The organism is Kluyvera georgiana ATCC 51603, assembly GCF_001654985.1.
Taxonomy (GTDB): Bacteria; Pseudomonadota; Gammaproteobacteria; order Enterobacterales; family Enterobacteriaceae; genus Kluyvera; species Kluyvera georgiana.
Genome location: NZ_LXEU01000035.1, coordinates 1 through 25701, shown reverse-complemented (window position 1 = coordinate 25701; position 25701 = coordinate 1). Strand labels below are relative to the sequence as shown.

Annotated in this window: 28 protein-coding genes; 7 read left to right on the top strand and 21 right to left on the bottom strand. The window is 55.1% G+C overall.

Features of this window, described 5'->3' with window-relative positions; translation table 11 throughout:
- Positions 1–9: 9 nt before the first annotated feature.
- Positions 10–654 (bottom strand): glutathione transferase, encoded by a 645-nt coding sequence (gene yfcF, locus M989_RS07415; protein ID WP_064543840.1) that lies wholly within the window; start codon positions 652–654, stop codon positions 10–12.
- Positions 655–870: 216 nt separating this feature from the next.
- Between yfcF and folX the strand changes: the two genes are divergently transcribed.
- The 5 genes from folX (at position 871) to M989_RS07395 (ending at position 3724) form a co-directional block, all read left to right on the top strand.
- A complete protein-coding gene (folX, locus tag M989_RS07410) occupies positions 871–1233 on the top strand; it encodes a dihydroneopterin triphosphate 2'-epimerase (RefSeq protein WP_064543838.1) in 363 nt (120 codons plus the stop codon).
- Positions 1234–1254: 21 nt separating this feature from the next.
- Positions 1255–2148, top strand: coding sequence for a TIGR01777 family oxidoreductase (locus M989_RS07405; RefSeq protein WP_064543836.1), 894 nt, complete (start codon positions 1255–1257; stop codon positions 2146–2148).
- 193 nt (positions 2149–2341) lie between these two features.
- Complete coding sequence (locus tag M989_RS24480) at positions 2342–2572, top strand: hypothetical protein (protein ID WP_074398753.1); 231 nt, start codon at positions 2342–2344, stop codon at positions 2570–2572.
- 18 nt (positions 2573–2590) lie between these two features.
- The gene (locus M989_RS07400) at positions 2591–3145 is read left to right on the top strand and encodes a helix-turn-helix transcriptional regulator (protein ID WP_064543834.1); all 555 of its coding nucleotides are present in this window, start codon (positions 2591–2593) and stop codon (positions 3143–3145) included.
- 66 nt (positions 3146–3211) lie between these two features.
- Positions 3212–3724: a GNAT family N-acetyltransferase gene (locus M989_RS07395; RefSeq protein ID WP_064543832.1), complete on the top strand. Its 513-nt coding sequence runs from the start codon at positions 3212–3214 to the stop codon at positions 3722–3724.
- Positions 3725–3736: 12 nt separating this feature from the next.
- Here the strand turns inward: M989_RS07395 and hisP are convergent, their stop codons facing one another.
- The 15 genes from hisP to pdxB form a co-directional block, all read right to left on the bottom strand.
- Positions 3737–4510, bottom strand: a complete 774-nt coding sequence (gene hisP / locus M989_RS07390; RefSeq protein ID WP_064543830.1) for a histidine ABC transporter ATP-binding protein HisP — start codon at positions 4508–4510, stop codon at positions 3737–3739.
- Positions 4511–4517: 7 nt separating this feature from the next.
- Positions 4518–5234, bottom strand: coding sequence for an ABC transporter permease (locus M989_RS07385; protein ID WP_064543828.1), 717 nt, complete (start codon positions 5232–5234; stop codon positions 4518–4520).
- The gene (locus tag M989_RS07380; protein ID WP_064543826.1) at positions 5231–5917 is read right to left on the bottom strand and encodes a histidine ABC transporter permease HisQ; all 687 of its coding nucleotides are present in this window, start codon (positions 5915–5917) and stop codon (positions 5231–5233) included. The genes M989_RS07385 and M989_RS07380 overlap by 4 nt, the downstream gene beginning before the upstream one ends.
- Before the next feature lie 64 nt (positions 5918–5981).
- Positions 5982–6764 (bottom strand): histidine ABC transporter substrate-binding protein HisJ, encoded by a 783-nt coding sequence (hisJ, locus tag M989_RS07375; protein WP_064543824.1) that lies wholly within the window; start codon positions 6762–6764, stop codon positions 5982–5984.
- A gap of 222 nt (positions 6765–6986) precedes the next feature.
- Positions 6987–7769, bottom strand: coding sequence for a lysine/arginine/ornithine ABC transporter substrate-binding protein ArgT (gene argT, locus M989_RS07370; protein WP_064543822.1), 783 nt, complete (start codon positions 7767–7769; stop codon positions 6987–6989).
- Between the two features lie 294 nt (positions 7770–8063).
- Positions 8064–8633, bottom strand: a complete 570-nt coding sequence (locus tag M989_RS07365) for a UbiX family flavin prenyltransferase (RefSeq protein ID WP_064543820.1) — start codon at positions 8631–8633, stop codon at positions 8064–8066.
- Positions 8634–8827: 194 nt separating this feature from the next.
- A complete protein-coding gene (gene purF / locus M989_RS07360) occupies positions 8828–10345 on the bottom strand; it encodes an amidophosphoribosyltransferase (RefSeq protein WP_064543817.1) in 1518 nt (505 codons plus the stop codon).
- Positions 10346–10378: 33 nt separating this feature from the next.
- Positions 10379–10867 carry a colicin V production protein gene (gene cvpA, locus M989_RS07355; protein ID WP_064543815.1) on the bottom strand — a complete coding sequence of 163 codons (489 nt, stop codon included), beginning with the start codon at positions 10865–10867 and terminating at the stop codon, positions 10379–10381.
- A gap of 287 nt (positions 10868–11154) precedes the next feature.
- Complete coding sequence (gene dedD / locus M989_RS07350; RefSeq protein WP_064543858.1) at positions 11155–11832, bottom strand: cell division protein DedD; 678 nt, start codon at positions 11830–11832, stop codon at positions 11155–11157.
- Positions 11822–13090, bottom strand: a complete 1269-nt coding sequence (folC, locus tag M989_RS07345) for a bifunctional tetrahydrofolate synthase/dihydrofolate synthase (RefSeq protein ID WP_064543813.1) — start codon at positions 13088–13090, stop codon at positions 11822–11824. The genes dedD and folC overlap by 11 nt, the downstream gene beginning before the upstream one ends.
- 70 nt (positions 13091–13160) lie before the next feature.
- A complete protein-coding gene (gene accD / locus M989_RS07340; RefSeq protein ID WP_064543811.1) occupies positions 13161–14075 on the bottom strand; it encodes an acetyl-CoA carboxylase, carboxyltransferase subunit beta in 915 nt (304 codons plus the stop codon).
- A gap of 196 nt (positions 14076–14271) precedes the next feature.
- Entirely contained in the window at positions 14272–14931 is a 660-nt protein-coding gene (locus M989_RS07335) for a DedA family protein (RefSeq protein ID WP_064543809.1), read from the bottom strand.
- A gap of 24 nt (positions 14932–14955) precedes the next feature.
- The gene (gene truA / locus M989_RS07330; protein ID WP_064543806.1) at positions 14956–15768 is read right to left on the bottom strand and encodes a tRNA pseudouridine(38-40) synthase TruA; all 813 of its coding nucleotides are present in this window, start codon (positions 15766–15768) and stop codon (positions 14956–14958) included.
- The gene (locus tag M989_RS07325; protein WP_064543803.1) at positions 15768–16781 is read right to left on the bottom strand and encodes an aspartate-semialdehyde dehydrogenase; all 1014 of its coding nucleotides are present in this window, start codon (positions 16779–16781) and stop codon (positions 15768–15770) included. Before M989_RS07325 ends, truA begins: the two co-directional genes overlap by 1 nt.
- A 63-nt stretch (positions 16782–16844) precedes the next feature.
- A complete protein-coding gene (gene pdxB, locus M989_RS07320) occupies positions 16845–17972 on the bottom strand; it encodes a 4-phosphoerythronate dehydrogenase PdxB (RefSeq protein ID WP_064543802.1) in 1128 nt (375 codons plus the stop codon).
- Between the two features lie 108 nt (positions 17973–18080).
- On the opposite strand from pdxB, the gene flk reads away from it, so the two are divergent.
- Positions 18081–19097: a flagella biosynthesis regulator Flk gene (gene flk / locus M989_RS07315; protein WP_064543800.1), complete on the top strand. Its 1017-nt coding sequence runs from the start codon at positions 18081–18083 to the stop codon at positions 19095–19097.
- On the opposite strand, the gene M989_RS07310 is transcribed toward flk, so the two are convergent.
- From M989_RS07310 to M989_RS07295, 4 genes are all read right to left on the bottom strand, one after another.
- Complete coding sequence (locus tag M989_RS07310) at positions 19077–19886, bottom strand: HAD-IIB family hydrolase (protein ID WP_064543798.1); 810 nt, start codon at positions 19884–19886, stop codon at positions 19077–19079. The genes flk and M989_RS07310 overlap by 21 nt on opposite strands.
- A 47-nt stretch (positions 19887–19933) precedes the next feature.
- A complete protein-coding gene (locus M989_RS07305; protein ID WP_064543796.1) occupies positions 19934–21607 on the bottom strand; it encodes a carbohydrate porin in 1674 nt (557 codons plus the stop codon).
- A gap of 132 nt (positions 21608–21739) precedes the next feature.
- Positions 21740–23062: a PTS sugar transporter subunit IIC gene (locus M989_RS07300; RefSeq protein ID WP_064543795.1), complete on the bottom strand. Its 1323-nt coding sequence runs from the start codon at positions 23060–23062 to the stop codon at positions 21740–21742.
- 31 nt (positions 23063–23093) lie between these two features.
- Positions 23094–23405, bottom strand: a complete 312-nt coding sequence (locus M989_RS07295; protein WP_064543794.1) for a PTS sugar transporter subunit IIB — start codon at positions 23403–23405, stop codon at positions 23094–23096.
- Positions 23406–23604: 199 nt separating this feature from the next.
- On the opposite strand from M989_RS07295, the gene M989_RS07290 reads away from it, so the two are divergent.
- Entirely contained in the window at positions 23605–24342 is a 738-nt protein-coding gene (locus M989_RS07290) for a GntR family transcriptional regulator (RefSeq protein WP_064543793.1), read from the top strand.
- 3 nt (positions 24343–24345) lie between these two features.
- Here M989_RS07290 and M989_RS07285 read toward each other — a convergent pair whose 3' ends face one another.
- Positions 24346–25521 carry an MFS transporter gene (locus tag M989_RS07285; RefSeq protein WP_064543792.1) on the bottom strand — a complete coding sequence of 392 codons (1176 nt, stop codon included), beginning with the start codon at positions 25519–25521 and terminating at the stop codon, positions 24346–24348.
- Between the last annotated feature and the right edge of the window lie 180 nt (positions 25522–25701).

Genomic DNA, 25701 nt, shown 5'->3' with positions numbered 1-25701 from the left:
TCAACTTTTTCAGCCTGCGCGTTTTGCCGAAAGCGCCACGTAGCGCTGCACTGAAGCGCGCTGCCATTGGAAGGCAGCATAGTCAGCAAGCAGTTCAGGCACAGCGTCGCCGCTGAACACCAGCCGGTTAAGCATCAGCGCCAGGTCGGTATCCGCCAGACACCATTCGCCAAACAAATTGGGGCGACCATGCGCCAGCAGCGCGCTGGCGGTGTCAAACAGTTTAGCCGCGCTTTTACGTCCTGCCTCCGTCAGCGGTGCTTTTTTCTCGCCAGCAAAGATAACCGACGTCGGGCGCTCTTCGCGGATAGGTCCCAGGTCGCTGCGTAACCATGCCTGAATCTGCCGGGTAAGCGCGCGCTTTTGCGGGTCGTGGGGGTACAGCCGTTCCCACTCAGGTGGCGCAAAGCGCTCATCGAGGTATTCCGCGATCGCGGAAGATTCGCTCAGGACAAAATCATCCACCTCAAGCAGCGGAACACGACGGGTCGCCGCATAGCCGCGCCAGCCCGCCTGCAAATGTTCGCCCAGATCGAGATTGACGGTTTTCAGTGAAAACGGCAGTCCTTTCTCCTGTAGGGCAACGTAAACGGACATCACATAAGGCGAAAAGAAATCGGAATCGGACCAAAGCGTAAGAGTGGGCTGGCTCATAGTTTCCTCAACGGTGGGCAGACGAAATGCGAACGACGCAGGCGCGAATCGGCGTCCATAACAACTGTTTGCCAACATAGCTTGTCTTTATACGGATGTCACTTGCCCACAACATGAGGATTTTGCAATCAGCAATCCCTACGTCAGACCTTGCCGCGTGACAGGTGCTTTCGTGTATGATGAAGTGGACAAAAATAAATAAGGAGAACACCTGCAATGTCTCAGTCCGACGCGGTCATCCGCATCAAAAACCTGCGCCTGCGTACCTTTATCGGCATCAAAGAAGAGGAGATCGCGAATCGTCAGGACATCGTCATCAATCTGCAAATTCGCTACCCGGCTGAGAAATCACGCAGCAGCGAAGATATCAACGATGCGCTGAACTACCGCACCATCACCAAAAATATTATTCGTCACGTTGAGAATAACCGTTTCTCTTTGCTGGAAAAATTAACTCAGGATGTGCTCGATATCGCACGCGAACATCACTGGGTCACTTATGCTGAAGTGGAGGTCGATAAACTTCATGCGCTGCGTTATGCCGACTCGGTGTCAATCACCCTAAGCTGGCAACGCTAAGCGCCCCCTACGGGAGGTCGTATGAAAATTCTGCTTACCGGCGGCACCGGGCTGATTGGCCGCCATTTAGTTTCGCGTTTGCTGACGCTGGGTCATACGGTATGTGTCGTCACCCGTACCCCGGAAAAAGCCCGCCAGACGCTCGACCCGCGCGTCGAAATATGGCCTGGCCTGCAGAATGTGTCCACCCTCGACGGTATTGATGCAGTCATTAACCTCGCTGGTGAACCCATTGCCGACAAGCGCTGGACCCACGCGCAAAAGCAGAAGCTGTGCGAGAGCCGCTGGGTAATCACCCAGCGTATCAGCGAACTCATTCAGGCGAGTGAGACGCCGCCGAACGTGCTGATTTCCGGCTCGGCCACCGGCTACTATGGCGATCTTGGCGAAGTCGTGGTCACGGAAGAAGAGCCGCCGCACAACGAATTCACCCATAAGCTGTGCGCCCGCTGGGAGCAAATCGCCTGTACCGCCCAGAGCGACCGCACCCGCGTCTGTCTGCTGCGTACCGGCGTGGTGCTGGCCCGCAACGGAGGCATACTAAGCAAAATGGTGCCGCCGTTTAAGCTTGGGCTCGGCGGCCCCATCGGCAACGGCAGGCAGTATCTGGCGTGGATTCATATCGACGATATGGTCAACGGCATCCTGTGGCTGCTGGATAACGATCTGCGCGGTCCATTTAATATGGTCTCTCCCTACCCGGTCCGTAACGAGCAGTTTTCCCACGCGTTGGGGCAAGTCTTAAACCGTCCGGCCTTTCTGCGCGTTCCCGCCCCCGCTATCCGCCTGCTGATGGGAGAGTCGTCCGTTCTGGTTCTCGGCGGTCAGCGCGCGCTGCCAAAACGGCTGGAAGCCGCCGGATTTACCTTCCGCTGGTACGATCTGGAGGAAGCGCTGGGCGATATTCTGGGCTAGCGCCGCTTGCGTCTATCCGGTGATAGCGCCTGGCTATCACCGGCCCTCCTCATCTGGAAGCCGCCTCACATTAGCTGCAAGTATTAGCGCAGCGCGACACAAACCGTGAAGCCCTAACGGTATGCGCACAGCGATGAGGCGCAAAACTGTTGACGCTCGTCAACATTCGTTTGATACTCCCCGGAACAACGCGATGAAGGAACATCCCGATAAACACATCAGAGCGGCCATTGCCTATGCGTTGGCTCGCGGATGGCTATTTAGCACCAGCAGCGGTAGCGCTCACTGCTTTGGGCGGTTGAAGTGCGGTATCGCAGAACACCGCGAACATAGGATGAGCATCTGGTCGACACCAGCGGTACCGATTCATCACGCGCGGCAAATCATGCGCATGGTTGACCATTGTCAGCCAAAGCATTCATAGCACCAGAGGCAGGGAACAATGGCACTCTTTAACTTCACACTCACGCTTTCCGGCGCCACCATCAGCACGCCCGGCCTGGAAGACGCCTTATATGCGGCACACTGCGATGACGCATTAATCTGCTTCTACGGTACCGCCGTGTACCTCGACTTCGACCGTGAAAGCGACTCCCTGGAACATGCCATCCTCTCGGCTATTCAGGACGTTGAATCAGCCCCTGGGTTGAATGCCCGCGTTGAATCTGTCGACGCCGCGCTGGTCGGTCTGAGCGATATCGCAGAACTGACCGGCGTTTCTCGTCAGGCTATCGCCTTGCTCAAAGACGGCGCGCGCGGAAGCGGCCAGTTTCCCGGGCCTGTACAGCGCGTGAAAGGCAACTCTCCGCTATGGCGTTGGCAAACGGTCGTGGAGTGGCTGGTTGCCGAGGGGCGGATTCCTGCGCAATCGCCGGTGGTTGCCCATGCCCGCACACTGGATAGCCTCAATCTCGCACTGCAGCTGCGCGCGTCAACTGAGAGCAATACGGTACTGCACTATTTTCAAGGTCTGGAACGCACAGCGGCTCGCGGTTAATAGGCTGTTATCGCTCGTTTTCTGGTGCTAAGGTTATCCCTTACGATTTTGCGCAATGGCACTCTTATGGCAATCATTAGCACTTCACGGCTACAGCTTTCCCCCTTCAATGAACACGACTGGCCCTTCTTTTTACAGCTGCGACAAAACCGCGAAGTGATGCGCTATATGGGCGAAGTGCTGGATGAAGCGGCGATACGTACGGTATTTAATGCACGCTGCCGGGAAGCCGGGATTTTCGTGATCCGCGATGCTGAGGACACACCGCTGGGCGATATTGGCCTGCGTATCAGCAGTAAAAATCCGCACGAAGCGGATGTCGGTTACGCGCTATTGCCTTCTGCGCAGGGTAAGGGCTACGCCAGCGAAGCGCTTGCGGCCATTTGCGACTATGGCTTTCACACGCTTTCGCTGTGGGCGATTAATGCCTGGGTGCTGGGCGATAATCAGAGTTCGGCGCATCTGTTGGAAAAGCACGGATTTGTCCGCACGCAGGTGTTGGAAAAAGCCTATCAGTTAAACGGCGAGTATTTTGACGATTGGGTGTATCGGCGGGAAAATGCCCTCACTCATCCGTGAGGGCGAGAAGGGTTATTTTAGTGCGCCGCTGAGGAACTGCTGCAAACGCGGGCTTTTCGGATTACCGAACACCTCTTCCGGTTTGCCTTCCTCTTCAATTTTCCCCTGATGGAGGAAAATGACGTGCGAAGAGACATGGCGCGCAAAGCCCATTTCGTGGGTCACCACCACCATGGTTTTCCCCTCTTCCGCCAGTTGCTGCATAATGCGCAGCACCTCGCCCACCAGCTCAGGGTCCAGCGCGGAAGTCGGTTCGTCAAACAGCAGCACTTCCGGCTCCATCGCCAGCGCGCGGGCGATGGAAACACGCTGCTGCTGGCCACCGGACAGATGCACCGGATACTTACCCTGCTGCCGTTCGTCGATGCCCACCTTTGCCAGATACTTCACCGCCCGCTCGCGCGCTTCCTGCTTGCTCAGGCCCAGTACCTGAATGGGGGCTTCCATCACGTTCTCCAGCACCGTCATGTGGCTCCACAGGTTGAAGTGCTGAAAGACCATCGTCAAGCGCGTGCGTAGCAGGCGCAGCTGGTTTTTATCGGCTACCTTGAGCTGACCGTCATTATCGCGCACCAGACCAATGTTCTGCCCATTAACGATAATCGTGCCTTCACTCGGCTTTTCGAGGAAGTTAATACAGCGCAGGAAAGTACTTTTACCCGAGCCCGACGAACCGATAATGCTGATCACGTCGCCAGCGTTAGCCTTCAGCGACACGCCCTTCAGCACCTCGTGCTCGCCGTAGCGTTTGTGCAGGTCGATTACGTTTAGTTTTTTATCAGCCATCATGTTCTCAGTGCGTAGAAGTCGGTTTCATATGCTGGAGCCAGCGCTTTTCCGCTTTGCGGAACAGGCGAATCAGCACATAGGAGATAATCAAATAGAGCACCGCAGCAATTCCAAAAGCGGTAAACGGCTGATAGGTTGCCGAGTTGATATCGCGGGCAATCTTCAGCAGATCCGGAACGGTCGCGGTGAACGCCAACGCCGTCGAGTGCAGCATCAGGATCACCTCATTGCTGTATGCGGGCAGCGCGATGCGCAGCGCCGACGGCAGAATAATGCAGCGGTAGAGCTTAAACGATGAGAAGCCGTAGGCGCGCGCGGCCTCGATTTCCCCCGCCGGCACCGAGCGAATCGCCCCGGCGAAAATTTCGGTGGTGTAGGCGCAGGTGTTAAGGGTTAAGGCCAGTACCGTACAGTTCAGGCCGCTGCGGAAAAAAGCGTTCAGCAGTTCGGTGCCTTTGACAATCTCCAGCGTGTACATCCCGGAATAGAACACCAGCAGCTGCACATACAGCGGCGTACCGCGAAAAATATAGGTGAACAGCCACACCGGAAACTTGATGTATTTGTTGCTTGAGACGCGGGCAATAGCGAGAAACAGCGCCATAATGCCGCCCATCACCACCGACAGCACCAGCAGCCACAGGGTGATCGCCACGCCGGTAAAGCGGTAACCGTCGGTCCACAGCAGCGCTTTCCAGTACTCCTGAATAATCTCAATCACAGGTCAGCCCTCTTCACGCCCACGGAGTAGCGGCGTTCGAGCAGCAGCAACACGCCATTGGAAACGGTAGTAAACAGCAGATAAATCAAGCCACAGACGATGGCGAAATAGAACGGTTCCCAGGTGCTCTTCCCGGCCAGTTGGGTCGCTTTGACCACATCTTCCAGCCCCAGCAGCGACACCAGCGCGGTGGCTTTGAGGATCACCTGCCAGTTGTTGCCAATCCCCGGCAACGCGTAACGCATCATGGCCGGAAAAAGAATACGACGGAAGGTTTGCCCGCCGGTAAAACCAAAGGCCGTCGCGGCTTCAATATGCCCTTTCGGCACGGCCATAAAGGCCCCGCGGAAGGTTTCGGTGAAATAGGCACCGTAAATGAAACCAAGGGTGATAATCCCGGCGATCATCGGGTCAATATCAAACTGCCCGATGCCGAGCGAGTCGGTGATAAGGTTAAGTACCATCTGCAGACCATAAAAGATCAGCAGCATCAGCACTAAGTCGGGAACCCCACGAATCAGCGTGGTGTAGCCCTCAAAAATTAACGCCAGTACGCGATTTCGGGAGAGCTTGGCTCCCGCGCCGACCAGACCAATAAGCACGGCCAGAACCACTGAGCTGATAGCCAGCTCAAGGGTGACAAGGGCGCCCTGAAAAATTACCTGTGAAAACCCGTACAGCATGCTGCCAGTCCTGTCTTTACGCCCATCGCCCCGTGCGTGCGAAGCGATGGGTTACTCGTGATGATTATTCGCCGTAAACGTTAAAATCGAAGTACTTCTTCGCCAGCTTGTCGTAGGTGCCATCGGCACGCATTTCAGCAAACGCCTTGTTCAGCGCGTTCAGCAGCTCGGTATCGTCTTTACGCAGGCCCATACCGGTACCGACGCCAAACAGCTTTTCGTCTTTAATAGACGGGCCACCGAACTGGTAGTCTTTGCCAATAGGCTGTTTCAGGAAACCTTCGCTCGCCGCCACTTCGTCCTGGAACGCCGCGTCAATACGGCCGGCAGTCAGGTCAGAGTAGATATTGTCCTGGCCCTGGTAGGAGACGATTTCAATCCCTTTCGGCGCCCAGTGCTCGTTACCGTAGGTTTCCTGGGTGGTGCCCTGCAGCACGCCCACGCGCTTGCCTTTCAGCGTGGCGAGGTCCGGGGTAACCGGGGAACCTTTTTTCACTACCAGACGCGAATCGGCGGCATAAAGTTTGTCGGTAAAGGCGATTTCCTGCTGACGTTTTTCCGTGATCGACAGCGATGACATGATGGCATCGATTTTCTTCGCTTTCAGCGAGGGGATCAGGGCGTCCAGCGGGTTCTCCACGAAGGTACATTGTGTCTGGATGCGCTTACACAGCTCTTTTGCCAGATCAATGTCAAAACCCACTAATTCACCCTGGGCATTTTTCGACTCGAACGGTGCGTACGTTGGGTCAGTGCCGATACGTACTTTTTGCGGAATTGCTGCAAATGCGCTGGAAGCAGAAGCAAGCGCTAAGACCAGAGAAAAAGACAACGCCAGTTTTTTCATAATCATCCTCAACAGACCGAAATTCTTGTGGGTTTTTAGAAATTATCTGAGCAGTTATCGTGCCATCTTTCGGCCCATCAAGGCAAAGTATTCTGCCCTTCCGGCTGGCTTTTTTCTCATTAAAAATGCTTAATTATGCAACCTCGCACAACTTTCGAGCAAAAAATGCACCATCATGGTGCACCGCAAAAATATATGCACCATGATGATACTTCTGACGGTTTAGTCGCCGTAGACGTTAAAGTTGAAGTATTTCTTCGCCATTTTGTCGTAGGTGCCATCGGCACGCAGTTCCGCCAGCGCTTTATCCAGCGCCGCTTTCAGCTCAACGTCGTCTTTACGTAGCCCAACGCCCGTGCCGTCGCCGAAGTATTTCTTGTCTTTTACCGACGGACCGGCAAAGTCAAAATCTTTCCCGGCGGGTTGTTTGAGGAAGCCTTCGCTGGCGGCCACTTCGTCCTGGAATGCAGCGTCAAGACGCCCGGCGGCCATGTCTGAGTAGATCAGGTCCTGATTTTGATAGGCGACCACGTCAACGCCTTTACTCCGCCAGTTTTCATTGGCATAGGCTTCCTGGGTCGAGCCCTGAAGAACACCGATATGTTTACCTTTCAGCGCCTCCAGCGTCGGCTTAATGGCTGAGCCTTTCGCCGCAATCAGGCGAGAGTCAGCGGCATACAGCTTGTCGGAGAAGGCAATCTCCTGCTGACGCTTTTCCGTGATGGACAATGAAGAGATGATGGCATCGATTTTCTTCGCCTTCAGCGAAGGAATCAGCGCATCAAAGTCGCTACCCACCCAGGTGCACTTGATGCTGGCGCGTTTACACATTTCGTTGCCCAGATCGATATCAAAGCCAATAAAATCGCCTTTGGCATCTTTCGATGAGAACGGTGCGTAGGTGGTATCGGTACCGATGCGAATGCTCTGCGGCAGTGCGGCAAAAACGCTGGCGGCGCTGCTGAGACCCAGCAGCAAAGAGAGAGCAAGAACCGTCTTCTTCATACGTTCCCCTATTAAATCGTGATGTTGTTAACTGCGATATAGTTATGTTGTGTTGTGCTTGCCTACCTGACATTGCATCTTCTGTGCCATATTTTTCGCCTTAACACCAAACGACGTTAAATATATTAACAATAAGATAACAAGAGGTGAACATCAGGGAAGATATCAGCCGCAGCGTATAAATCGAGCACAAAAACGCAATCGGGATGATTTAATAGCGAGGATTTGATCGGCGTTACAGATTTGCCCTGAAACAGGGCAAAAGATACATAAAGTGCACTTTTTCGTGCGCGGTCAGGCACCCGCCCAGCGGGTAAACAGATCGTCCGGCAAGGCGATATCGAACTGATCGAGCACCCGGTTGACGGTCTGGTTGATGACATCATCCAGCGTTTGCGGTCGATGATAGAACGCCGGCACCGGCGGCATGATGACGGCACCTATCTCTGCAGCCTGAGTCATCAGCCGCAAATGCCCCAGATGCAGCGGCGTTTCACGCACGCACAGCACCAGCGGGCGACGCTCCTTCAGCACCACGTCAGCAGCACGCGTCAGCAGGCCGTCAGTGTAGCTGTTCACGATGCCGGAAAGGGTTTTAATGGAACAGGGTAATATCGCCATGCCTGCCGTTTTGAATGAACCGGAGGAGATGCTGGCGGCAATATCCCGCGCGTCGTGCACCACGTCGGCCAGCGCCTGAACCTCACGCAGCGACAGGTCCGTTTCCAGCGACAGCGTCTGTCGCGCCGCCAGACTCATCACCAGATGCGTTTCCACATCCGGCACAGATTGCAGCACTTCAAGCATACGCACGCCGTAAATGGCGCCGCTCGCGCCGGAGATTCCAATGATGAGTCGTTTCACGCAGACCGCCCTGTTGCCCCAATGGCGCCAACTTTGCCGGATTATGGCGCCAGACGCAACCGTGATGCGCTGGCGTCGGTTACCGAGCTTTCGCGCGCCACCAGCCGAACCGGCAATAGCAGGTTCCTTTCGCTCTCTTCGTTGAGCAGCAACTGGAAGGCATCGCGCCCCAGCGCAGCGACGCCAGAAAGCGCTTACCCTTCGTTATGCATCTCTAAATTCTCGACTTCATTCTGCAGCTGAACGGCTTTCGCATCGTCGTTACGCAGCGAGTCGAGGAAATCGAGATAGGTCTGGTCAACGTCTTTGGTCACGTACACACCGTTAAATACCGAACACTCAAACTGTTGAATATCCGGGTTTTCTGCGCGCACCGCGTCAATCAGATCGTCAAGATCCTGGAAGATAAGGCCGTCGGCGCCGATGATCTGACGAATCTCATCCACTTCACGCCCGTGAGCAATCAGCTCATTAGCGGTTGGCATATCGATACCGTAGACGTTCGGGAAACGAATTTCCGGTGCCGCAGAGGCCAGGTAAACCTTCTTCGCCCCGGCTTCGCGCGCCATCTCGATAATTTGCTCAGAGGTGGTGCCGCGCACGATGGAGTCATCCACCAGCAGCACGTTCTTATCACGGAACTCGGCGCGGTTGGCGTTCAGCTTACGGCGAACAGATTTACGACGCAGCTGCTGGCCCGGCATGATAAAGGTACGGCCCACATAGCGGTTTTTCACGAACCCCTGGCGGTACGGTTTACCCAGAATACGCGCGATTTCCAGCGCGATATCACAGGAGGTTTCCGGAATTGGAATGACCACGTCGATATCCAAATCTTCCCACTCGCGCGCAATCTTCTCGCCAAGCTTGGTGCCCATGTTCACGCGGGCGCTGTAGACGGAGATTTTGTCGATAAAGGAGTCCGGACGCGCAAAGTAGACGTACTCAAACAGACACGGGTTGCTGACCGGGTTATCGGCGCACTGACGGGTAAACAGCTGCCCTTTTTCGGTGATGTAAATCGCTTCGCCCGGCGCAACATCACGCAGGAATTCAAAGCCAAGGGTATCCAGCGCCACGCTTTCGGAGGCCACCATGTACTCGGTGCGGCCATCGCCCACGTCACGTTTACCCAGCACCAGCGGACGGATACCGTTCGGGTCGCGGAAAGCCACCATGCCGTGGCCGATAATCATCGCCACGCAGGCGTACGCACCGCGAATCTGGCGGTTGGTCGCGGCAATGGCGGCGAAGATGTTGTCGGCTTCCAGCGGATAATGGCGGAAGTTATCCAGCTCGCTGGCGAAGATATTGAGCAGGATTTCGGAATCAGAGGTGGTGTTGATGTGGCGGCGTTTTTCTTCAAACAGCTTCTGACGTAACTCGTGCGCATTGGTCAGGTTACCGTTATGCGCCAGCGTAATGCCGTACGGGGAGTTCACGTAGAAAGGCTGGGCCTCAGAAGCGCTGGAGCTGCCCGCCGTTGGGTAACGCACGTGGCCAATACCCATATTGCCCTGCATACGCTGCATGTGGCGGGCTTCAAAGACATCGCTCACCAGACCGTTCGCCTTACGCAACCGGAAGCAGTTGTTGGCATCAATGGTGATGATGCCAGCGGCATCCTGTCCACGGTGCTGCAGCACCGTTAGCGCATCATAAATCGACTGGTTTACCGGCATGACACCGGCGATACCGACAATACCGCACATACGTCTTTTCCTCGTTAAGCAACGACCCAAAGCTTATACTTTGGGCAAGAAACTTGACGAGCTTTGAAGGTATTCAAAAAACCATCTGATAACCGGCGAAAAATAGGGAATAAACTGCGACTGCTGCCAGTCTTCGCTTTTTGCCATACCGGTAAAGGTGTCGAGGAAGAACAGGATAGCGGCGATAATCAGCACCCCGCGCAGCGCGCCGAAGCAGACGCCCAATACCCTGTCGGTACCCGACAAACCGGTTTTCTCCACCAGCTGACCTATCACGTAGTTGACGATAGCGCCGACGATGAGCGTCGCGATAAACAGCGCCGCAATAGCAATCCCATTTCGAACCCGTTCGTCTTCAAAGCCCGTAAACCAGACAGACAGGTCAGTGTAGTAATGGCTGGCTACGTAAAAAGCACAACCCCACGTGACCAACGATAGCGCTTCACGAACGAAGCCACGGATAAGGCTCACTAAGCAAGAAAAGCCCAGCACCGCGATAATGGCGTAATCAATCCAGACCATATTTGTCCCACGATTTTACGCCCTGTCATCCAGTTCGGGCGCATTCTAACAGAAAAAGAAAACGTTTGCGTAGGGATTTCCTTCCCTGGCATAAATAAAAAATGGCGCTGAAAAAATATTCAACGCCATCGTTTTTCTGGTCGCTTTCGGCGTTGTTTGTGGCCCCTCACCCTAACCCTCTGCCCAGAGGGGAGAGGGGACCGTAGGGAGCCGTCGATGAGCTTCGCGCCGACTTACTCTCTCGCCCCTTTGGGGAGAGGGCCGGGGTGAGGGGAAAACCCCACGCCTTAGTTCGGCGTATACCCCATCACCACACCGCTCAGCCCCGAGAGCTGTTTAAGCTCACCAAGCGAACCTTTCAGCTTATCTTTCGAGGCATCAGGGCCGACCAGAATACGGGTGATTTTACCCTGAACCGGCGTCGAAGGCGACGTGAAAGCGTGATAGCCCGCGCCGCGCAGGCTGGCCACAATTTCGTTAACCTTGTCGGCGTTCTTCAGCGCACCGAGCTGCACCACGTAGGCTTTACCCACCGGCGCCGGTTTCTCTTCCGGCGCGGCTTTTGGCGGCGGCGTGGTGGCGGCAACCTGATCCGTCACCGGCTTCGGCTGCGGTTTCGGTTTTTCTACGGGTTTTGGCTTTATCGGTTCGGCCGTTGGCGGGATCTGCTCCAGATCGCCGTTACCGTTTACCGCCAGACGGCTGGAATCGAGCGACGGTGCCGCGGCATCGCCAGCGCGAACTTCTTCCGCTGCGCCTTCCGGCGGCTGTGCAGGCAACGCCTGCGTGGCCGTCGGCAACATATCCGGTTCATCGCGATCGCCTGGTTTAGGCACCAGCGGGATAGCCGCAAACTCATCCTGATAATGCTTTTTTTGCCCGTCAAGCAGCCCTGGCAGCACAATAACGCCCAGAGCAACTAACACAATTGTCCCGACAAGACGGTTTTGAAACTTACTTGCCACCGGCACTCCCCGCGTCTAACTCTTCCATCACATGCGCTACCGTGTGGAAAGACCCACACACCAGCACCGTATCTTCCGGCGCGGCGTCCGCCATTGCGGCATGCCACGCCTGCGCCACGCTGCTATACACGGCCCCCGCGCGCAGATGTTCGCGCAGTTGTTCGGCCGTCGCACCGCGCGGCCCTTCGAGAGGCGCACAGTACCAGCTGTCGACGACGTTTTCCAGACAGGCCAGCGTACCGGCAATGTCCTTATCATGCAGCATACCAATAACCGCCAGTACTCGCCCGGTTTTCGGCAGCGATTTGAGACGCCCGGCAAGGTAGCCTGCGGCATGCGGGTTATGCGCAACGTCGAGAATCACGCGAGGCTGCAGTTGGATGGTCTGGAATCGGCCCGGCAGAATCGCGCTGGCGATGCCCTCGCGGATAGCCTCTTCGCTCACCTTAAGCCCACTGGCGCGCAGCGCAGCTAGCGCGGTGGCGGCATTCGGTTGCGGGACGTTCGGCAGCGGAAGATGACGCAGTTCCCCCCGCGCGTCGCTAAAGGTCCAGTGCTCAGCCTCAACCGTATAGTTCCAGTCGACGCCACGCTGCATCAGCAACGCCCCCTTTTCTCGTGCAACATCAGCAATGGTGTGCGGCATATCCGGTTCGCCCACAACCGCCGGTCGCCCACCGCGGAACACGCCCGCCTTTTCGCGGCCAATACTTTCACGATCCGGGCCGAGCCAGTCGGTATGGTCCAGCGCGATACTGGTCACTACCGCGACGTTGGCATCGACAATGTTAGTGGCGTCCAGACGCCCGCCGAGGCCCACTTCGAGAATCGCTACGTCAACATTTTGCTGCTTGAATAACCAAAGCGCCGAGAGCGTGCCGTACTCAAAATAGGTTAACGAGGTCTCGCCACGCGCCGCCTCAATCGCGGCAAACGAAGACGTATGGGCGCTTTCTGCCAGCTCCTCTCCCTGTATGCGGACACGTTCGGTATAGCGCACCAGGTGCGGGGAACTGTAAACGCCCACTTTGTAGCCCGCCGCCATCAGAATGGTTTCCAGCGTTCGACAAGTGGTGCCTTTGCCGTTGGTGCCCGCAACGGTGAAAACAAACGGCGCGGGCTGCAGCACGTCGAGCGAACCCGCGACCTGGCTGACGCGCGCCAGCCCCAGATCGATGGTTTTTGAATGGAGGTTTTCCAGATAAGAAAGCCACGTAGCCAGGGGCGACGTGGCCTGAGGAATAAGATGTTTGTCCATGGTGCCCGCAACTTTCAACGGTGAATAATAGCAAAAAGGGCAGCGCCAACCGGCCCTGCCCTTTACATCATCAGGCCTCTGGTTCCTGATCCGGTACCGGCGGTACCACCACGCTTTCGCGCGGCGCGTCCGGATTCGGTGCCGGGAGGTTCATCAGCTTCGCCAGAATACTGGCCAGCTTCAGACGCATTTCCGGGCGGCGAACGATCATGTCGATCGCCCCTTTTTCGATGAGGAATTCACTGCGCTGGAAGCCCGGCGGCAGTTTCTCACGAACGGTCTGTTCGATAACGCGCGGGCCGGCAAAGCCGATCAGCGCTTTTGGTTCCGCGACGTTCAGGTCGCCCAGCATCGCGAAGCTGGCGGAAACGCCGCCCATGGTTGGGTCGGTCAGCACGGAAATATACGGTAAACCGCGTTCCTGCATTTTCGCCAGCGCAGCAGAGGTTTTCGCCATCTGCATCAGGGACATCAGCGCTTCCTGCATGCGCGCGCCGCCGGATGCGGAGAAGCAGATCAGCGGGCAGTTGTCTTCCAGCGCCTGCTCAACGGCACGCACAAAGCGCGCGCCAACCACGGAACCCATAGAGCCGCCCATAAAGGAGAACTCAAAGGCCGCAGCGACAACTGGCATTTCATGCAGGGTACCCTTCATGACCACCAGCGCGTCTTTCTCACCCGTCTCTTTCTGAGCGGATGCCAGACGATCTTTATACTTTTTAGAGTCACGGAACTTCAGCACGTCTTTCGGCTCAAGTTCGCTACCCAGTTCTACCAGGGACCCTTCATCCAACAGGCTATGCAGGCGATTACGCGCTGACATACGCATGTGGTGATCGCACTTCGGGCAAACCTCGAGGTTACGCTCCAGCTCGGCGCGATACAAAACCTGACCACAGCTATCGCACTTGGTCCATACCCCTTCCGGGATGCTCGCCTTGCGGGTAGGTGTGATGTTGCTTTTAATTCGTTCAATCCAGCTCATTGATAACCTTTCTGCCTGAACCTGGTCGATGCCAGTTTTGCCATTAAGGGGCCGCGCATAATGCCACTTTTCCCCTTCATAGACCATGAATGTTGCACATTAAAACATAACAGCCCGAAACTTGGCATAAAAAAGTGGTCGAACCGCGAAACATGTCGTAACAGGGCACGGCTGAATCGTGCCCCGTGTGCAGGGTTTATTTTGCCTGTTTTGCCGCCTTGCGACGGTGACGGATCACTTCGATTACCCCCGGCAGCACCGACAGAACGATGATAGCCACAATCAGCAGCTTCAGGTTCTCTTGTACCACCGGCAGGTCGCCGAACAGATAGCCGGCGTAGGTGAACAGCAACACCCACAGCAGCGCGCCCGCGACGTTATAGAGCGCAAAATGACGATAGGACATGTGGCCCATTCCCGCCACAAAAGGTGCGAATGTTCTGACGATGGGGACAAATCGTGCCAGAATAATGGTTTTCCCACCATGTCTATCGTAGAAGGCATGGGTCTTATCCAGGTAGCTACGACGGAAAATTTTCGAGTCTGGGTTGCTGAACAGCTTCTCGCCGAACAGTCTGCCAATGGTGTAGTTCACCGCATCGCCGACAATCGCCGCAATCACCATCAGCACAACCATCACGTGCACGTTGATGTCGTTCGTCGGCAGCGCGGAGAGCGCCCCGGCGACAAACAGCAGCGAGTCACCCGGCAGGAATGGCGTCACCACCAGCCCCGTTTCACAGAATAGAATCAGGAACAGAATGGCATACACCCAGACGCCATACTGCGCGACCAGCTCCGCCAGATGCACATCAATGTGCAGAATGAAATCAATTAAAAAACGGATAAGATCCATATTGTTTAGCCCCAAATGACTACGTTAGTCCGCCAGAAATAGCGGGCCCATCGGCACGGAAGGCAGCGCAAAGTGTGCGGGGTAGTCCACCGCCACCAGATACAACCCTTCCGCTTTCGCCGTTGCGGCGGCAAGCGTCCTGTCCTTTGCCGCCAGCAGTTCTGCAATCCAGCTCTCCGGCTGGTTTCCTGCGCCAACTTCCATCAGGCTGCCAACAATATTCCTTACCATATGGTGAACAAAGGCGTTCGCTTTAATGTCCACCACAATATAAGCACCGTAACGCGTCACATTGATGTGCATAACGTTACGCCACGGCGTGCGCGACTGACACTGGACCGCACGGAACGAGGTGAAGTCGTTTTCACCCAGCAGGCTTTGCGCCGCGCGATGCATCCGCGCGGCGTCCAGCGGCTGGTGATAGTGCGTCACCCCCTGGCCCAGCACCGCCGGACGCAGGCGGTGGTTGTAAATCACGTAGCGATAGCGGCGCGCCGTCGCGCTAAAACGCGCGTGAAAATCGTCGGGAACAGCTTTCACCCAACGTACCGCAATGTCACCAGGTAAATTCGCATTTACGCCGAGCGTCCACGCCGCATCTTTACGCGCCGCGTGGGTTTCGAAGTGCACGACCTGGCCGGTCCCGTGTACGCCCGCGTCGGTACGCCCGGCGCAGAAAACGTTAATCGGTTCGTTAGCTACCTGAGAGAGCGCTTTTTCCAGCTTCTCCTGCACGCTGCGCACTTCATTTTGCCGCTGCCAGCCGTAGTATTTGCTGCCGTCGTACTCAATGCCCAGCGCAATTCGATAGACAGGCAGTTGCTCCATTTCAGACATCAGTACAGATACTCCTGCACCAGTTTCTCGGCGATTTTCACCGCCATCAGCGCGCCGCCAAAGCGAACGTTATCCGCCACCGACCAGAACTGAACCTGCTCCGGCATGCCGTAATCGTTACGCACGCAGCCCACGGACAGATGGGCGCTACCGGTGGCATCACCGACCTGAGTCGGGAATTCGCGCTCTTCAGACAGCACAATATCTTCGCCGCGCGCAAAGGCGTCTCGCGCCTCTTCCGCCGACAGCGGACGCATGGCTTCAAACGTCACCATCTGCGCATGACCATAGAATACCGGCGACTGAATGCAGCTGGCGGAGATCATCAGGCCGTCGTCCTGCATGATTTTACGCACCTGATCAACAATACGACGCTCGTCGCTCACCGCGCCTTCACGATCCGGCAGCATTGGCAGCATGTTGAACGCCAGCTGGCGGCCGAAGAAATCATCTTCATCAATTGGAATACCGTTCAGCAGCTTGGCACTCTGCCCGGCCAGCGCGTCAACGGCTTTTTTACCGTGCGCCGAGGCGGAGATCAGGCTGGTGACGTTGATGCGCGACAGGCCGCCGTCATCAATCAGCGGCTTCAGCGCCGCCAGCAGCTGGCTGGTCTGGCTATCGGCCACGGCAATCACGTTACGATTGCGGTAGTCGGCCAGCACGAATGGGTTCACTTCCGGCACCACCAGCGGTACGTCCGGCTCCAGTGCAAACAGGCCGCTGAGATCGATAACCAGACAGCCGGCGTTAGTGGCCTCTTCAACATAGGTAGCGCTGGCTTCCACGCCAGCCGCAAAGAACGCCAGCTGCGCCTGCGTCCAGTCAAACTCCGCCGCATCCTGCACTCTGACCGATTTACCGTTAAAACGCAGATGTTCGCCCGCGCTGTCGGTGCGCGCCAGCGCGTAGATATCACCCACCGGGAACTGACGTTCAGCAAGGGTTTCAAGCAGGGCTTCGCCTACGGCGCCGGTTGCGCCCAGGATGGCAATATTCCAGCCTTCAGACATGGTGATTTACTCCAGAAAAAAAGCGGCTCTGCCGGAGTATCCGGCAGAGGCATTAAGAAGACATTAACAGTGTACGGCGTTAAACCCGAGTTTTTGCAGCAGCGCGGCCGCGTCGGCGTCATCGCACTCGACGGTCAGCGATGACCATTCGCGACGCTCAAGGTAATTTTTGCGCAGCTTGTCGAATTCGCCCGGGATCCCCGCCACTTTCCGCAGCGGCGCGTCATCGCGGCGCACATCATACACCAAATGCACCAGTCTTTTCAGCGTAGGTTGATCGAGCGGGCCGTGCAGGCTAATCCGGCCGAATTCCGGCGCGGGCAGCAGCGACGAAAGCGCCACTTCCTGCGGCTGGCCGATAAACTGGCTATAGGCTTCAAACACCTGGGTGGTGCCGCGCGCCTTCCCTTCCAGGGTGTAGCCCGCAATATGCGAAGTGCCGAGGTCGACTTTATCCAGCAGCGCCAGATTAAGATCCGGCTCCGGTTCCCAGACGTCGAGCACCACGCTCAGCTTCTGCCCGGCGTTCAGGCATTTCAGCAGCGCGGCGTTATCCACTACCGGGCCGCGGCAGGCATTGATGAGAATAGCGCCCGGCTTCAGGCTGGCAATCAGCGCCTCGTTGGCCAGATGCAGCGACTTATACAGGCCATCTTTATACAGCGGCGTGTGGAAAGTCAGCACGTCGGCCTGCGCCACCAGCTCGTCCAACGAACGGAAATCGCCCTCTTCGCCGTTGTCGGCGCGCGGCGGATCGCAGAGCAGCGTTTTGATGCCCAGGGCTTCCAGCCTTTTTTGCAGGCGTCCGCCTACGTTACCCACGCCGACAATACCGACGGTGCGGTCGGCCAGCGCAAACCCATCGCGCCCGGCCAGCATCAACAGCGCAGAAAACACGTACTCAACGACCGCAATCGCGTTACACCCCGGCGCGGCGGAGAAACCAATCCCTGCCTGTTCCAGCCACGCCTGATCGACGTGATCGGTGCCCGCCGTCGCGGTGCCAACGAACTTAATCGCCTTATCGCCCAGCAGCGCTTCATTCACCTTAGTGACCGAACGGACCATCAGCGCATCGGCATCGGTTAACGCCTCGGTCGGGATCGGACGGCCTGGGACAGCCTTAACTTCACCTAAACGGCTAAAAAGTTCGCGGGCGTAGGGCATATTTTCATCAACGAGGATTTTCACGGTTCAGTACCTGTCTGAGAACGAGAGTAAACCGGGGAAGTGTGCCATAATCTGGCCGCCAGGCATACTTGCGCCGGGCATCAGTATTCGGTTTGGAAAGGATCAATCATGACGCAACCCATTTCAGGTATGCCCGCGCGCCCTCCGGGGACAGGCCCCACTCCGCTCTCTCCTGCCGGAGAGCAGCCGCTTAGTACCCAGCAACGCACGGTGCTGGAACGACTGATCACACGCTTAATAGCAATGACCTCGCAGCAGAATGCTGAGGTTTGGGCGGGCGTAAAACACGATCTGGGTTTGAAAAACGACACGCCGCTGCTGGCGCGCCACTTTCCTGCCGCCGAGCAGAATCTGAATCAGCGTATTGGCGCAGCCGAACAGAAGCTCAGCACGCGTCAGACGCTATCGCAACTAACTGAACTGCTGAACCAGGGGAATAATCGCCAGGCCGTCAGCGACTATATCCGTCAACAGTATGGGCAAACGGCCCTTAGCCAACTGACGCCGCAGCAGTTGAAAAACGTGCTGCAATTGCTTCAGCAAGGCCAGCTCTCCATACCGCAGCCTCAGCAGCGCCCGGCGACCGATCGACCGCTGCTGCCTGCCGAGCACAACACCCTGAATCAGTTGGTGACCAAGGTTTCCGCCGCCACCGGTGACTCCAGCAAGCTTATCTGGCAGTCGCTGCTTGAGCTTTCCGGCGTAAAGTCCGGCGATCCGTTACCCGCAAAGCACTTTAACGCGCTGGTGACGCTATTGCAGGCGCGCCTGACCCTCAGCACGCATCCAGCCCCGACGCTCAACGTTTTACAGGCGGCGCTCAAACAACCGCTGGAGCCGCAGGAAGGACAAACACTGCGCGATTTCGCCCAGCAAAACTGGAACGCCACCCCGCAGACGGTGCTTACCCAGGTACAGGTACAGGAGCTGCTGAACCTGCTGTTCCTTAAGCGTATCGAACGCGAACGCGTGGCCCACGCCCAAACCCTGGAAGCACGCGATATCCAGCCTATTTATGCGCCGTTCGTGCCGGTTATCAGCACGCTGAAATCGTTGTCGGCGCGCCCGGGATTGGCCTTTGTGGCGATCATTGTTGCCGCGATACTACTGTGGCTGCTGCTGTAAGTTCAGCAGCTGCGCGATGGTCGTCATCACCGCGTCTTCCTCATTACTGCCAGTGATATATCGCGCCACCTGTTTGGTTTCGTCAAAGGCATTACGCATGGCGAAACTCCAGGCTGCGCGCGTCATCAGTTCAATATCGTTCAGACCATCACCAAACACCATGGTCTCATCTTTGCTAACCCCAAGCCGTTGCTGCAAAATTTCCACCGTGTGGCCTTTATGGACCCCGACGTCAGCAATATCAATCCACGCATCTTCTGAGACCACGATATAGGCCTTATCAAAAAAGTCGGCGAGATGTGGTTTTATCTGCGGGCAGCGACCCTTAATATCGAACAGTGAGATTTTGACAAAGTCGTGCGCCACCTCCGCGAAGGTGTCCACCTGTACCACATGGGCATACGACATTTTTACCTTTGCCAGCATCTCCGGCGCAATCGACGTTTTGACGTAGGCGCCGTGCGGCGTACAGGCGATAATCACCGGCTCGCTGTTCACGGCTTCCAGCTTGGCGATAATTTCTCGCCCCAGCGCATTTTTAATCAGCGACTGGTAGACATATTCGCCGTCATGCTTAATGCGCGTCGCGCTATCGCCAAGGATCCAGAAATCACGGACCTGTTCACCAAAAAGTTCCTCAACGCGTTCACACTGCTTGCCGGTACACAATGCGAAAGCCACGCCCTGCTGCGCCATCAGATGTTTAATGTGTACAAACCGCTCGCGGTTGTAATCGCCGCCACGGTTTAAAAAAGTGCCATCAAGATCGGTAATAATCAGCTTAATCATAACGTCTCCATGAATAAGCGCCGGTCATTGACCGGCGCACAATAAACTTACCACCACACTTCGGCTTGTACCCCGGCCATAAACTCATCTTTACTGTCATCGTTAAACTTAAACTGCGACAGCTGGTTATCGATAATATTGATGTAGGTGCCGTAGAAACGAATTTCCGGACGCGAACCTAACAAACTTGGCCCAACCTTAAAGGCGTGGTAGAGCGTGGTTTTGTAGGCCGATTCTTTGAGATCCTGGCCCTGCTGGGTCGTGTTTTTCTGCGCAAACCAACCCAGCTCGACACCGGTTTGGTTCCAGGTATCCCAAATCCAGGCCGGGCGGATAACGGCGCGGAAACTGTTAAAATCGCTGTGCGCGCCGCTCTCATAGCTATAGATGTCTTCGCCATGCGACCAAACCAGCGCGTTCGCCATGATAATGCGATCCGCCAGATACATTTCACCCTGCGAGATTAAGCGCCAGGCGATACCATTGCTGTGATCGCCATAGTAGTAACGTCCGTTCGCCATGGAGTCACTGGCACCGGAGAAATTGGAGAAACTGCTGGCGTAGGAGTTATTCGCCACCTGGAGGGTAAATTCGTTAAAACCTTTGCGTTCAAGCTCCTGACGTACGATCCCGGTCGCCATCCAGGTATCTTTCATCTCAAAGTAGCTATTGTTACTCTCATTATTTTTCTGATCGTCCGTCTTATTGGCAAACGCGTATTTACCCATTAGCGACAGTGAACCATCCTGCCACAGTGGAATATTGCGATAGCGTAGATCGACGGAGTTGGTGTTCATCTGGGTAGTATTGTTGAATTCCCGCGAATAAACATCCACATCGTTGCGGCTTAATGAGGCGTCGAACTGACCGACGCCCAGATTCCAGTTCTGAATACCCACTGCCGCCGCGACATCAGTGGTCAGCGTTTTCCAGTCCAGCATCTGAATTTCGTACTCCGGCAGCTTATGCTTACCCACCCAGAAATCCGCCTCAGGAGCGAACGGCAGAAAGCCTCGCGTCGTCAGGAAGATATCACTGAACTGCATGATATTTTCGTTATCGCTGTCGCCGAACCAGGCATCGTTATACTGCTCACCCACGTTACCATCATAGGTCACCACGGCATTGGCGGTTTTTCCATCCTGATTGTAAACCCGCTGGTTGAGCGTTAAGTCAAACCAGCCGCTCATTTCGTTACCGAAACGACCTAGCGAACCGGCGGCATAGGTTTGTGAAGATCCGTGGTTAGACGTTCCCCACCCGGAGCGGAAGTAGCCTTCATAGCTGAAACCGATATCCTCTTTCACAAACTTACTGATATCTTTCATGGTTACGCTTTCAATCGTCGGTTTATTTCCTTCGGTATTAATAACCGCCACCTGCTGCGTTGCCGTTACCTCCGACTTCGACACCCGTGTTTCTTTTTCACTATTCTCATTTTCAATATTTTCCGCAGCCGGTGACAATGTCGTTATATTTGTTGCAGTCACATTACGTTGATCATTTTCTTTAATACTTTTTTGCAGCGTGGCGACTTTTTCTTTATAGCTCGACAGCTCGGACTGCGTTTGTTTCAGCGCTGTTTTATTGGCCGACAACTCCGCTTCCAGCATCTCCAGGCGTTGTTCAACGGTTAATTTTGCTGCCATCACTTCGATTGGCGATAATGCTACCAGAATAGATAATGACAACAGACTAATATTCAATGCACTTGAATTCATAGGATACCCTTAAAATATAATTATAATGCTCCTTCAGCCATCGCAGGCTGAAGGAGGAGTACAAATACAGAGTGAGTGTTCTAAATTATTCGTCTTTCCCTGACGAAAATATCTAATGAGGGATTACGAATTTTATTCTGCCGCTGCGGACGTATTCACTTTATTGGCGGCAATAACGAATGGCAGGTAGATAAGCGTCGCCACAACTAGACACAGTACGCCGACAAATAGCGCCATCCAGTTGCCTCCAGTGCCAAAGAAGGCAATCAGCGGCCCCGGCGTGGTCCACGGTACGGCATAGGCAATCGGCGGAATTATTTCCAGAGTTATAAAGAAATACCCTATCAGCGAGTTAACGAACGGTACCAGAATAAACGGAATCACCAGGATCGGGTTCAGTACAATCGGCAGGCCAAACATCACCGGTTCGTTGATATTGAATAACCCCGGCACAAAGGCCATTTTCGCTAAATCGCGGTAATCTTTGCGGCGCGAGGCAATAAAGATCGCCAGCAGCAGCCCTAAGGTCATTCCTGAACCGCCGCAGTTGGCAAAGGCGTCGTTAATTCCTCCCCAGGTAATGGGATATGGCGCGCCCCAGGTTGAACCGTGCGATGCGGCATAGGAGAGGTTTTCCAGGTTCGCTTCGGAGAAAATGGTTTCGCGAATCGCCGCTACGGTATTCGGCCCATGAATACCAAGGATCCACAGGAAGTTCGCCACCAGCCCCAGAATCAGCACCGTGAAAATGTTGGTGCCCATGTCTTTCAGCGGTGCCTGAATCAGGGTGTAGATCAGGTCATTCAGCCCGTTCGGCGAGATTTTTGACAGCAGGTAGTTCACTATCGAGAAAAAGATCATCACGAAGAAAATCGGCAGAAGAACTTTAAAGGAGCGAGCCACCGCAGGCGGCACTGCCGCAGGCATGTTGATCGTCACCTTCGGGTTACGCGCCAGTCGGCAGAAAATTTCACTGGCGAGCAGCGCCACAATAACCGCCACAAACAGCCCCTGCGGCCCCAGATATTTGGTAGTTAGATAGGCCTGGCCGTCGATAATGGTATACGGCGTATAGACCACGAAGAAGGCACCAATCGCCGTCAAACCGCACAGCAGATCGTCCTGCTGGTAGCTGATAGCCATATTGCGAGCCACGAGGAAGGTGATCAGCACCGCCATGATATTCACTGAGCCGTTCATCACCGGAGTGAATATTTGCTGTGCATCAGCAAGGTTTGGGAACAGTGTTCCTAAATGCAGAATGCTGGCAATAAAGCCATCCGGCGACAGTATCGCAAAGTTGATCAGAATAATCAGCGAACTTGCCATAACAATCGGGAATGAGAGAATAAAAGCATCACGAATTGCCGAGACGTGTATCTGAGAGTTTAATTTTATAGCGATAGGAACGAGGATTTTTTCCATTCCTCGTTCAAATGAATTCATTAACCCCATAATGTTCCCTTAATTTTGAATAAAAAACACATTATTTATTTAATAATTGCAGCGCTTGTTCTAAAACGGCTTTACCATCCATTTGCCCGTAACTTTTCATATCAATAACCGCAACAGGAATTTTACCCTGTGCAATCGCTTCAATTTCCTTTTGCTGAAAACGCACCTGAGGCCCTAATAGCACCACATCTACGCCATTTTGTTTTATTTTTTCTTTCGCTTCAGAAATGGCCAATGCATTAATATTGGCGGAAATATCGACTGACTCCGCATGTTCACGCATCCGTTTGACCAACATACTCGTCGACATTCCCGCCGCACATACCAGCAATATATTTTTCATACTATTTATCCTTTTTAATAAAATAGGTCATTAATTGACGCCCACTTTAATAATTGTTAATTTCCGTAACTAGTATTCCGATCACAGTTAACGGCGTCGAAGTTGTTCAATAATGATGCAATACGTGAACGTGTCGCCTTTTTCTCGCCGAAATGGATTTTTAACCTTTTGTTTTAAAAAGGTTTTAGGAGGTTCAAAAGTGGTATATCAGAACATCATAAATTTGCTGAAAAACAGATTAAACAGCTCAATCTACAATGTCGGCGATCTTCTACCCTCGGAAAAAGAACTGGCGACGCTTTATGATGTTTCGCGTAATACCTTACGCAAGGCGTTAAAAACGCTGGAAGAGGAAGGGATGATTGAACGGCGGCACGGTTCAGGAACCTACCTGCGGAACAAACATTTTCAGGCGTCACTGACGCACCTCGACAGCTTTACCGAAATTGCCCGCAACGAAGGCAAAACGCCCACGAGCCAGATCCTGAAATTTGAGCTGCAGCGTGCGTCGGACGATATCGCCGCCAGCCTGAAGGTCAGCCACGGCGAACCGGTTTATTACGCCAAACGGCTGCGTTTTATCGACAATATCGCCATGCAGGTGGAGGAAACCTGGCTTTCTGCCAGCCGTTTTCCCGACCTGACGATCGCCCACATGAAGAACTCCAAGTTTGCCTACATAGAAAATGAATGCGGGGTGAAAATTCTGGGGTGTTATGAATCTATCCAGCCGATTTTGCCGTCGCCAGAGGTGGCGCAGCTCCTGCACATTAGCGCGCTGGATCCGATAGTCCGGATGCAAACTCAGGCCGTCGACGAGCAGCAGAATCCCATCGACTACTCCATTCTCTACACCAACATGTTCGAGTTCCAGGTGAAATATTTTCTGCCGCGTAAAGCGACGACCGGCTCTCAGGTGCGCAGAGCCGGCCGATAAACGCTATTTGCGGAACGACCACAGCGTGACGCCAATTCCCAATATAGCGGCAATGGCGCCGCCGAGAAACACGGACGCATAGCCGAACGAGGTTGCCAGCATGCCCGCCAAGGGCCCGGAGATACCGAGCGCAATATCCTGGAACGCGGCATAACCGCCGAGCGCCGTCCCGCGTACCTGCTGCGGCACACGCTTAACCACTTCAACCCCCAACGCCGGGAAGATCAGCGAGCAACCGGCCCCGGTCAAAGCGGCGCCGGCCAGCGCATACCATGCGTCAGGCGCCAGCCACAGCAGCAGCAGACCAACGGTTTCCACCAGCAGCGAGCCGACCGCCACCTTCACGCCGCCAAAGCGGTCAGGCATCCAGCCAAACAAAATGCGCACCAACACGAAGGTGCCGCCAAAGGCCGTCAGGGTGAAGCCCGCCATCGACCAGCCTTTGCTGACAAAGTACAGTGAGACGAAAGTGCCAATCACCGCAAAGCCCACGCCCTGAAGCGCCAGCCCTACCCCCGGCTTCCAGATAAGGCCAATTACGCTGAACAGTGATGGGCGTTCCCCGGCCATCGCCGCCACCTTACGCACCGAGCCGTTAAAGGCCCAGGCCAGCAGAGGCAACGCCATGGTGACGCCAGCCAGCACGGCAAAGCCGTATCGGCTATTGATATACAGCCCCAACGGCGCGCCGGCCGCCAGCGCGCCGAAAATCGCCATCCCGTTCCACGACATCACTTTACCGGAACGCTTCGGGCCAACCAGCCCCATCCCCCAGGTAAGCGTGCCGGTCAGCAGTTGGCTTTCACCAAAGCCAAGAATTAAGCGCCCGACGATCAACAGGCCAAATTTGACCATCGTATCCACCGGCAGCAGCGCTGCGCCAAGCCACGCCGCCCCGGCAAAGGCACAGGCAAACATGCCCTGTAGGGCAGAACGCTTGCCGCCGTACCGATCGGCAAGACGCCCGGCGTAGCCACGCGTTAATACCGTGGCAAAAAACTGGATGCCGACGGCGATACCCACCATGGTGTTACCGTAGCCCAGCTCCTGGTGAACAAATAGCGGGATTACCGGCAGCGGAATACCGACGGTTAAATAGGTCAAAAACACCGCGAACGCGATGCGAAAGAGCGACACGTTGGATGAAGAAGTACTTTCAGTTTGAGTTACTGCGGTCATGCTTTACTCCGAATGCTGAGTAAGGCGAGGATCTGTAGCCACGCCCCCTCTACCTGGCAATCAGGATTAAGGTGCGTCGGATGACGTTAAACGCTTACGCATTATCATGATGATAATGTTGAGCCGCGAGTTTGCCTGTTCTTTCAGGCCGTTGTCAACGCATAAAAAAAGGAGCCAGAA

Excerpts from the sequence above, each read along its gene's own strand:
- yfcF (WP_064543840.1), bottom strand. The coding sequence starts at position 654 with ATGAGCCAGCCCACTCTTACGCTTTGGTCCGATTCCGATTTCTTTTCG.
- folX (WP_064543838.1), top strand. The coding sequence starts at position 871 with ATGTCTCAGTCCGACGCGGTCATCCGCATCAAAAACCTGCGCCTGCGT.
- M989_RS07405 (WP_064543836.1), top strand. The coding sequence starts at position 1,255 with ATGAAAATTCTGCTTACCGGCGGCACCGGGCTGATTGGCCGCCATTTA.
- M989_RS24480 (WP_074398753.1), top strand. The coding sequence starts at position 2,342 with ATGAAGGAACATCCCGATAAACACATCAGAGCGGCCATTGCCTATGCG.
- M989_RS07400 (WP_064543834.1), top strand. The coding sequence starts at position 2,591 with ATGGCACTCTTTAACTTCACACTCACGCTTTCCGGCGCCACCATCAGC.
- M989_RS07395 (WP_064543832.1), top strand. The coding sequence starts at position 3,212 with ATGGCAATCATTAGCACTTCACGGCTACAGCTTTCCCCCTTCAATGAA.
- hisP (WP_064543830.1), bottom strand. The coding sequence starts at position 4,510 with ATGGCTGATAAAAAACTAAACGTAATCGACCTGCACAAACGCTACGGC.
- M989_RS07380 (WP_064543826.1), bottom strand. The coding sequence starts at position 5,917 with ATGCTGTACGGGTTTTCACAGGTAATTTTTCAGGGCGCCCTTGTCACC.
- hisJ (WP_064543824.1), bottom strand. The coding sequence starts at position 6,764 with ATGAAAAAACTGGCGTTGTCTTTTTCTCTGGTCTTAGCGCTTGCTTCT.
- argT (WP_064543822.1), bottom strand. The coding sequence starts at position 7,769 with ATGAAGAAGACGGTTCTTGCTCTCTCTTTGCTGCTGGGTCTCAGCAGC.
- purF (WP_064543817.1), bottom strand. The coding sequence starts at position 10,345 with ATGTGCGGTATTGTCGGTATCGCCGGTGTCATGCCGGTAAACCAGTCG.
- cvpA (WP_064543815.1), bottom strand. The coding sequence starts at position 10,867 with ATGGTCTGGATTGATTACGCCATTATCGCGGTGCTGGGCTTTTCTTGC.
- folC (WP_064543813.1), bottom strand. The coding sequence starts at position 13,090 with ATGGACAAACATCTTATTCCTCAGGCCACGTCGCCCCTGGCTACGTGG.
- accD (WP_064543811.1), bottom strand. The coding sequence starts at position 14,075 with ATGAGCTGGATTGAACGAATTAAAAGCAACATCACACCTACCCGCAAG.
- M989_RS07335 (WP_064543809.1), bottom strand. The coding sequence starts at position 14,931 with ATGGATCTTATCCGTTTTTTAATTGATTTCATTCTGCACATTGATGTG.
- truA (WP_064543806.1), bottom strand. The coding sequence starts at position 15,768 with ATGTCTGAAATGGAGCAACTGCCTGTCTATCGAATTGCGCTGGGCATT.
- M989_RS07325 (WP_064543803.1), bottom strand. The coding sequence starts at position 16,781 with ATGTCTGAAGGCTGGAATATTGCCATCCTGGGCGCAACCGGCGCCGTA.
- flk (WP_064543800.1), top strand. The coding sequence starts at position 18,081 with ATGACGCAACCCATTTCAGGTATGCCCGCGCGCCCTCCGGGGACAGGC.
- M989_RS07310 (WP_064543798.1), bottom strand. The coding sequence starts at position 19,886 with ATGATTAAGCTGATTATTACCGATCTTGATGGCACTTTTTTAAACCGT.
- M989_RS07305 (WP_064543796.1), bottom strand. The coding sequence starts at position 21,607 with ATGAATTCAAGTGCATTGAATATTAGTCTGTTGTCATTATCTATTCTG.
- M989_RS07300 (WP_064543795.1), bottom strand. The coding sequence starts at position 23,062 with ATGGGGTTAATGAATTCATTTGAACGAGGAATGGAAAAAATCCTCGTT.
- M989_RS07295 (WP_064543794.1), bottom strand. The coding sequence starts at position 23,405 with ATGAAAAATATATTGCTGGTATGTGCGGCGGGAATGTCGACGAGTATG.
- M989_RS07285 (WP_064543792.1), bottom strand. The coding sequence starts at position 25,521 with ATGACCGCAGTAACTCAAACTGAAAGTACTTCTTCATCCAACGTGTCG.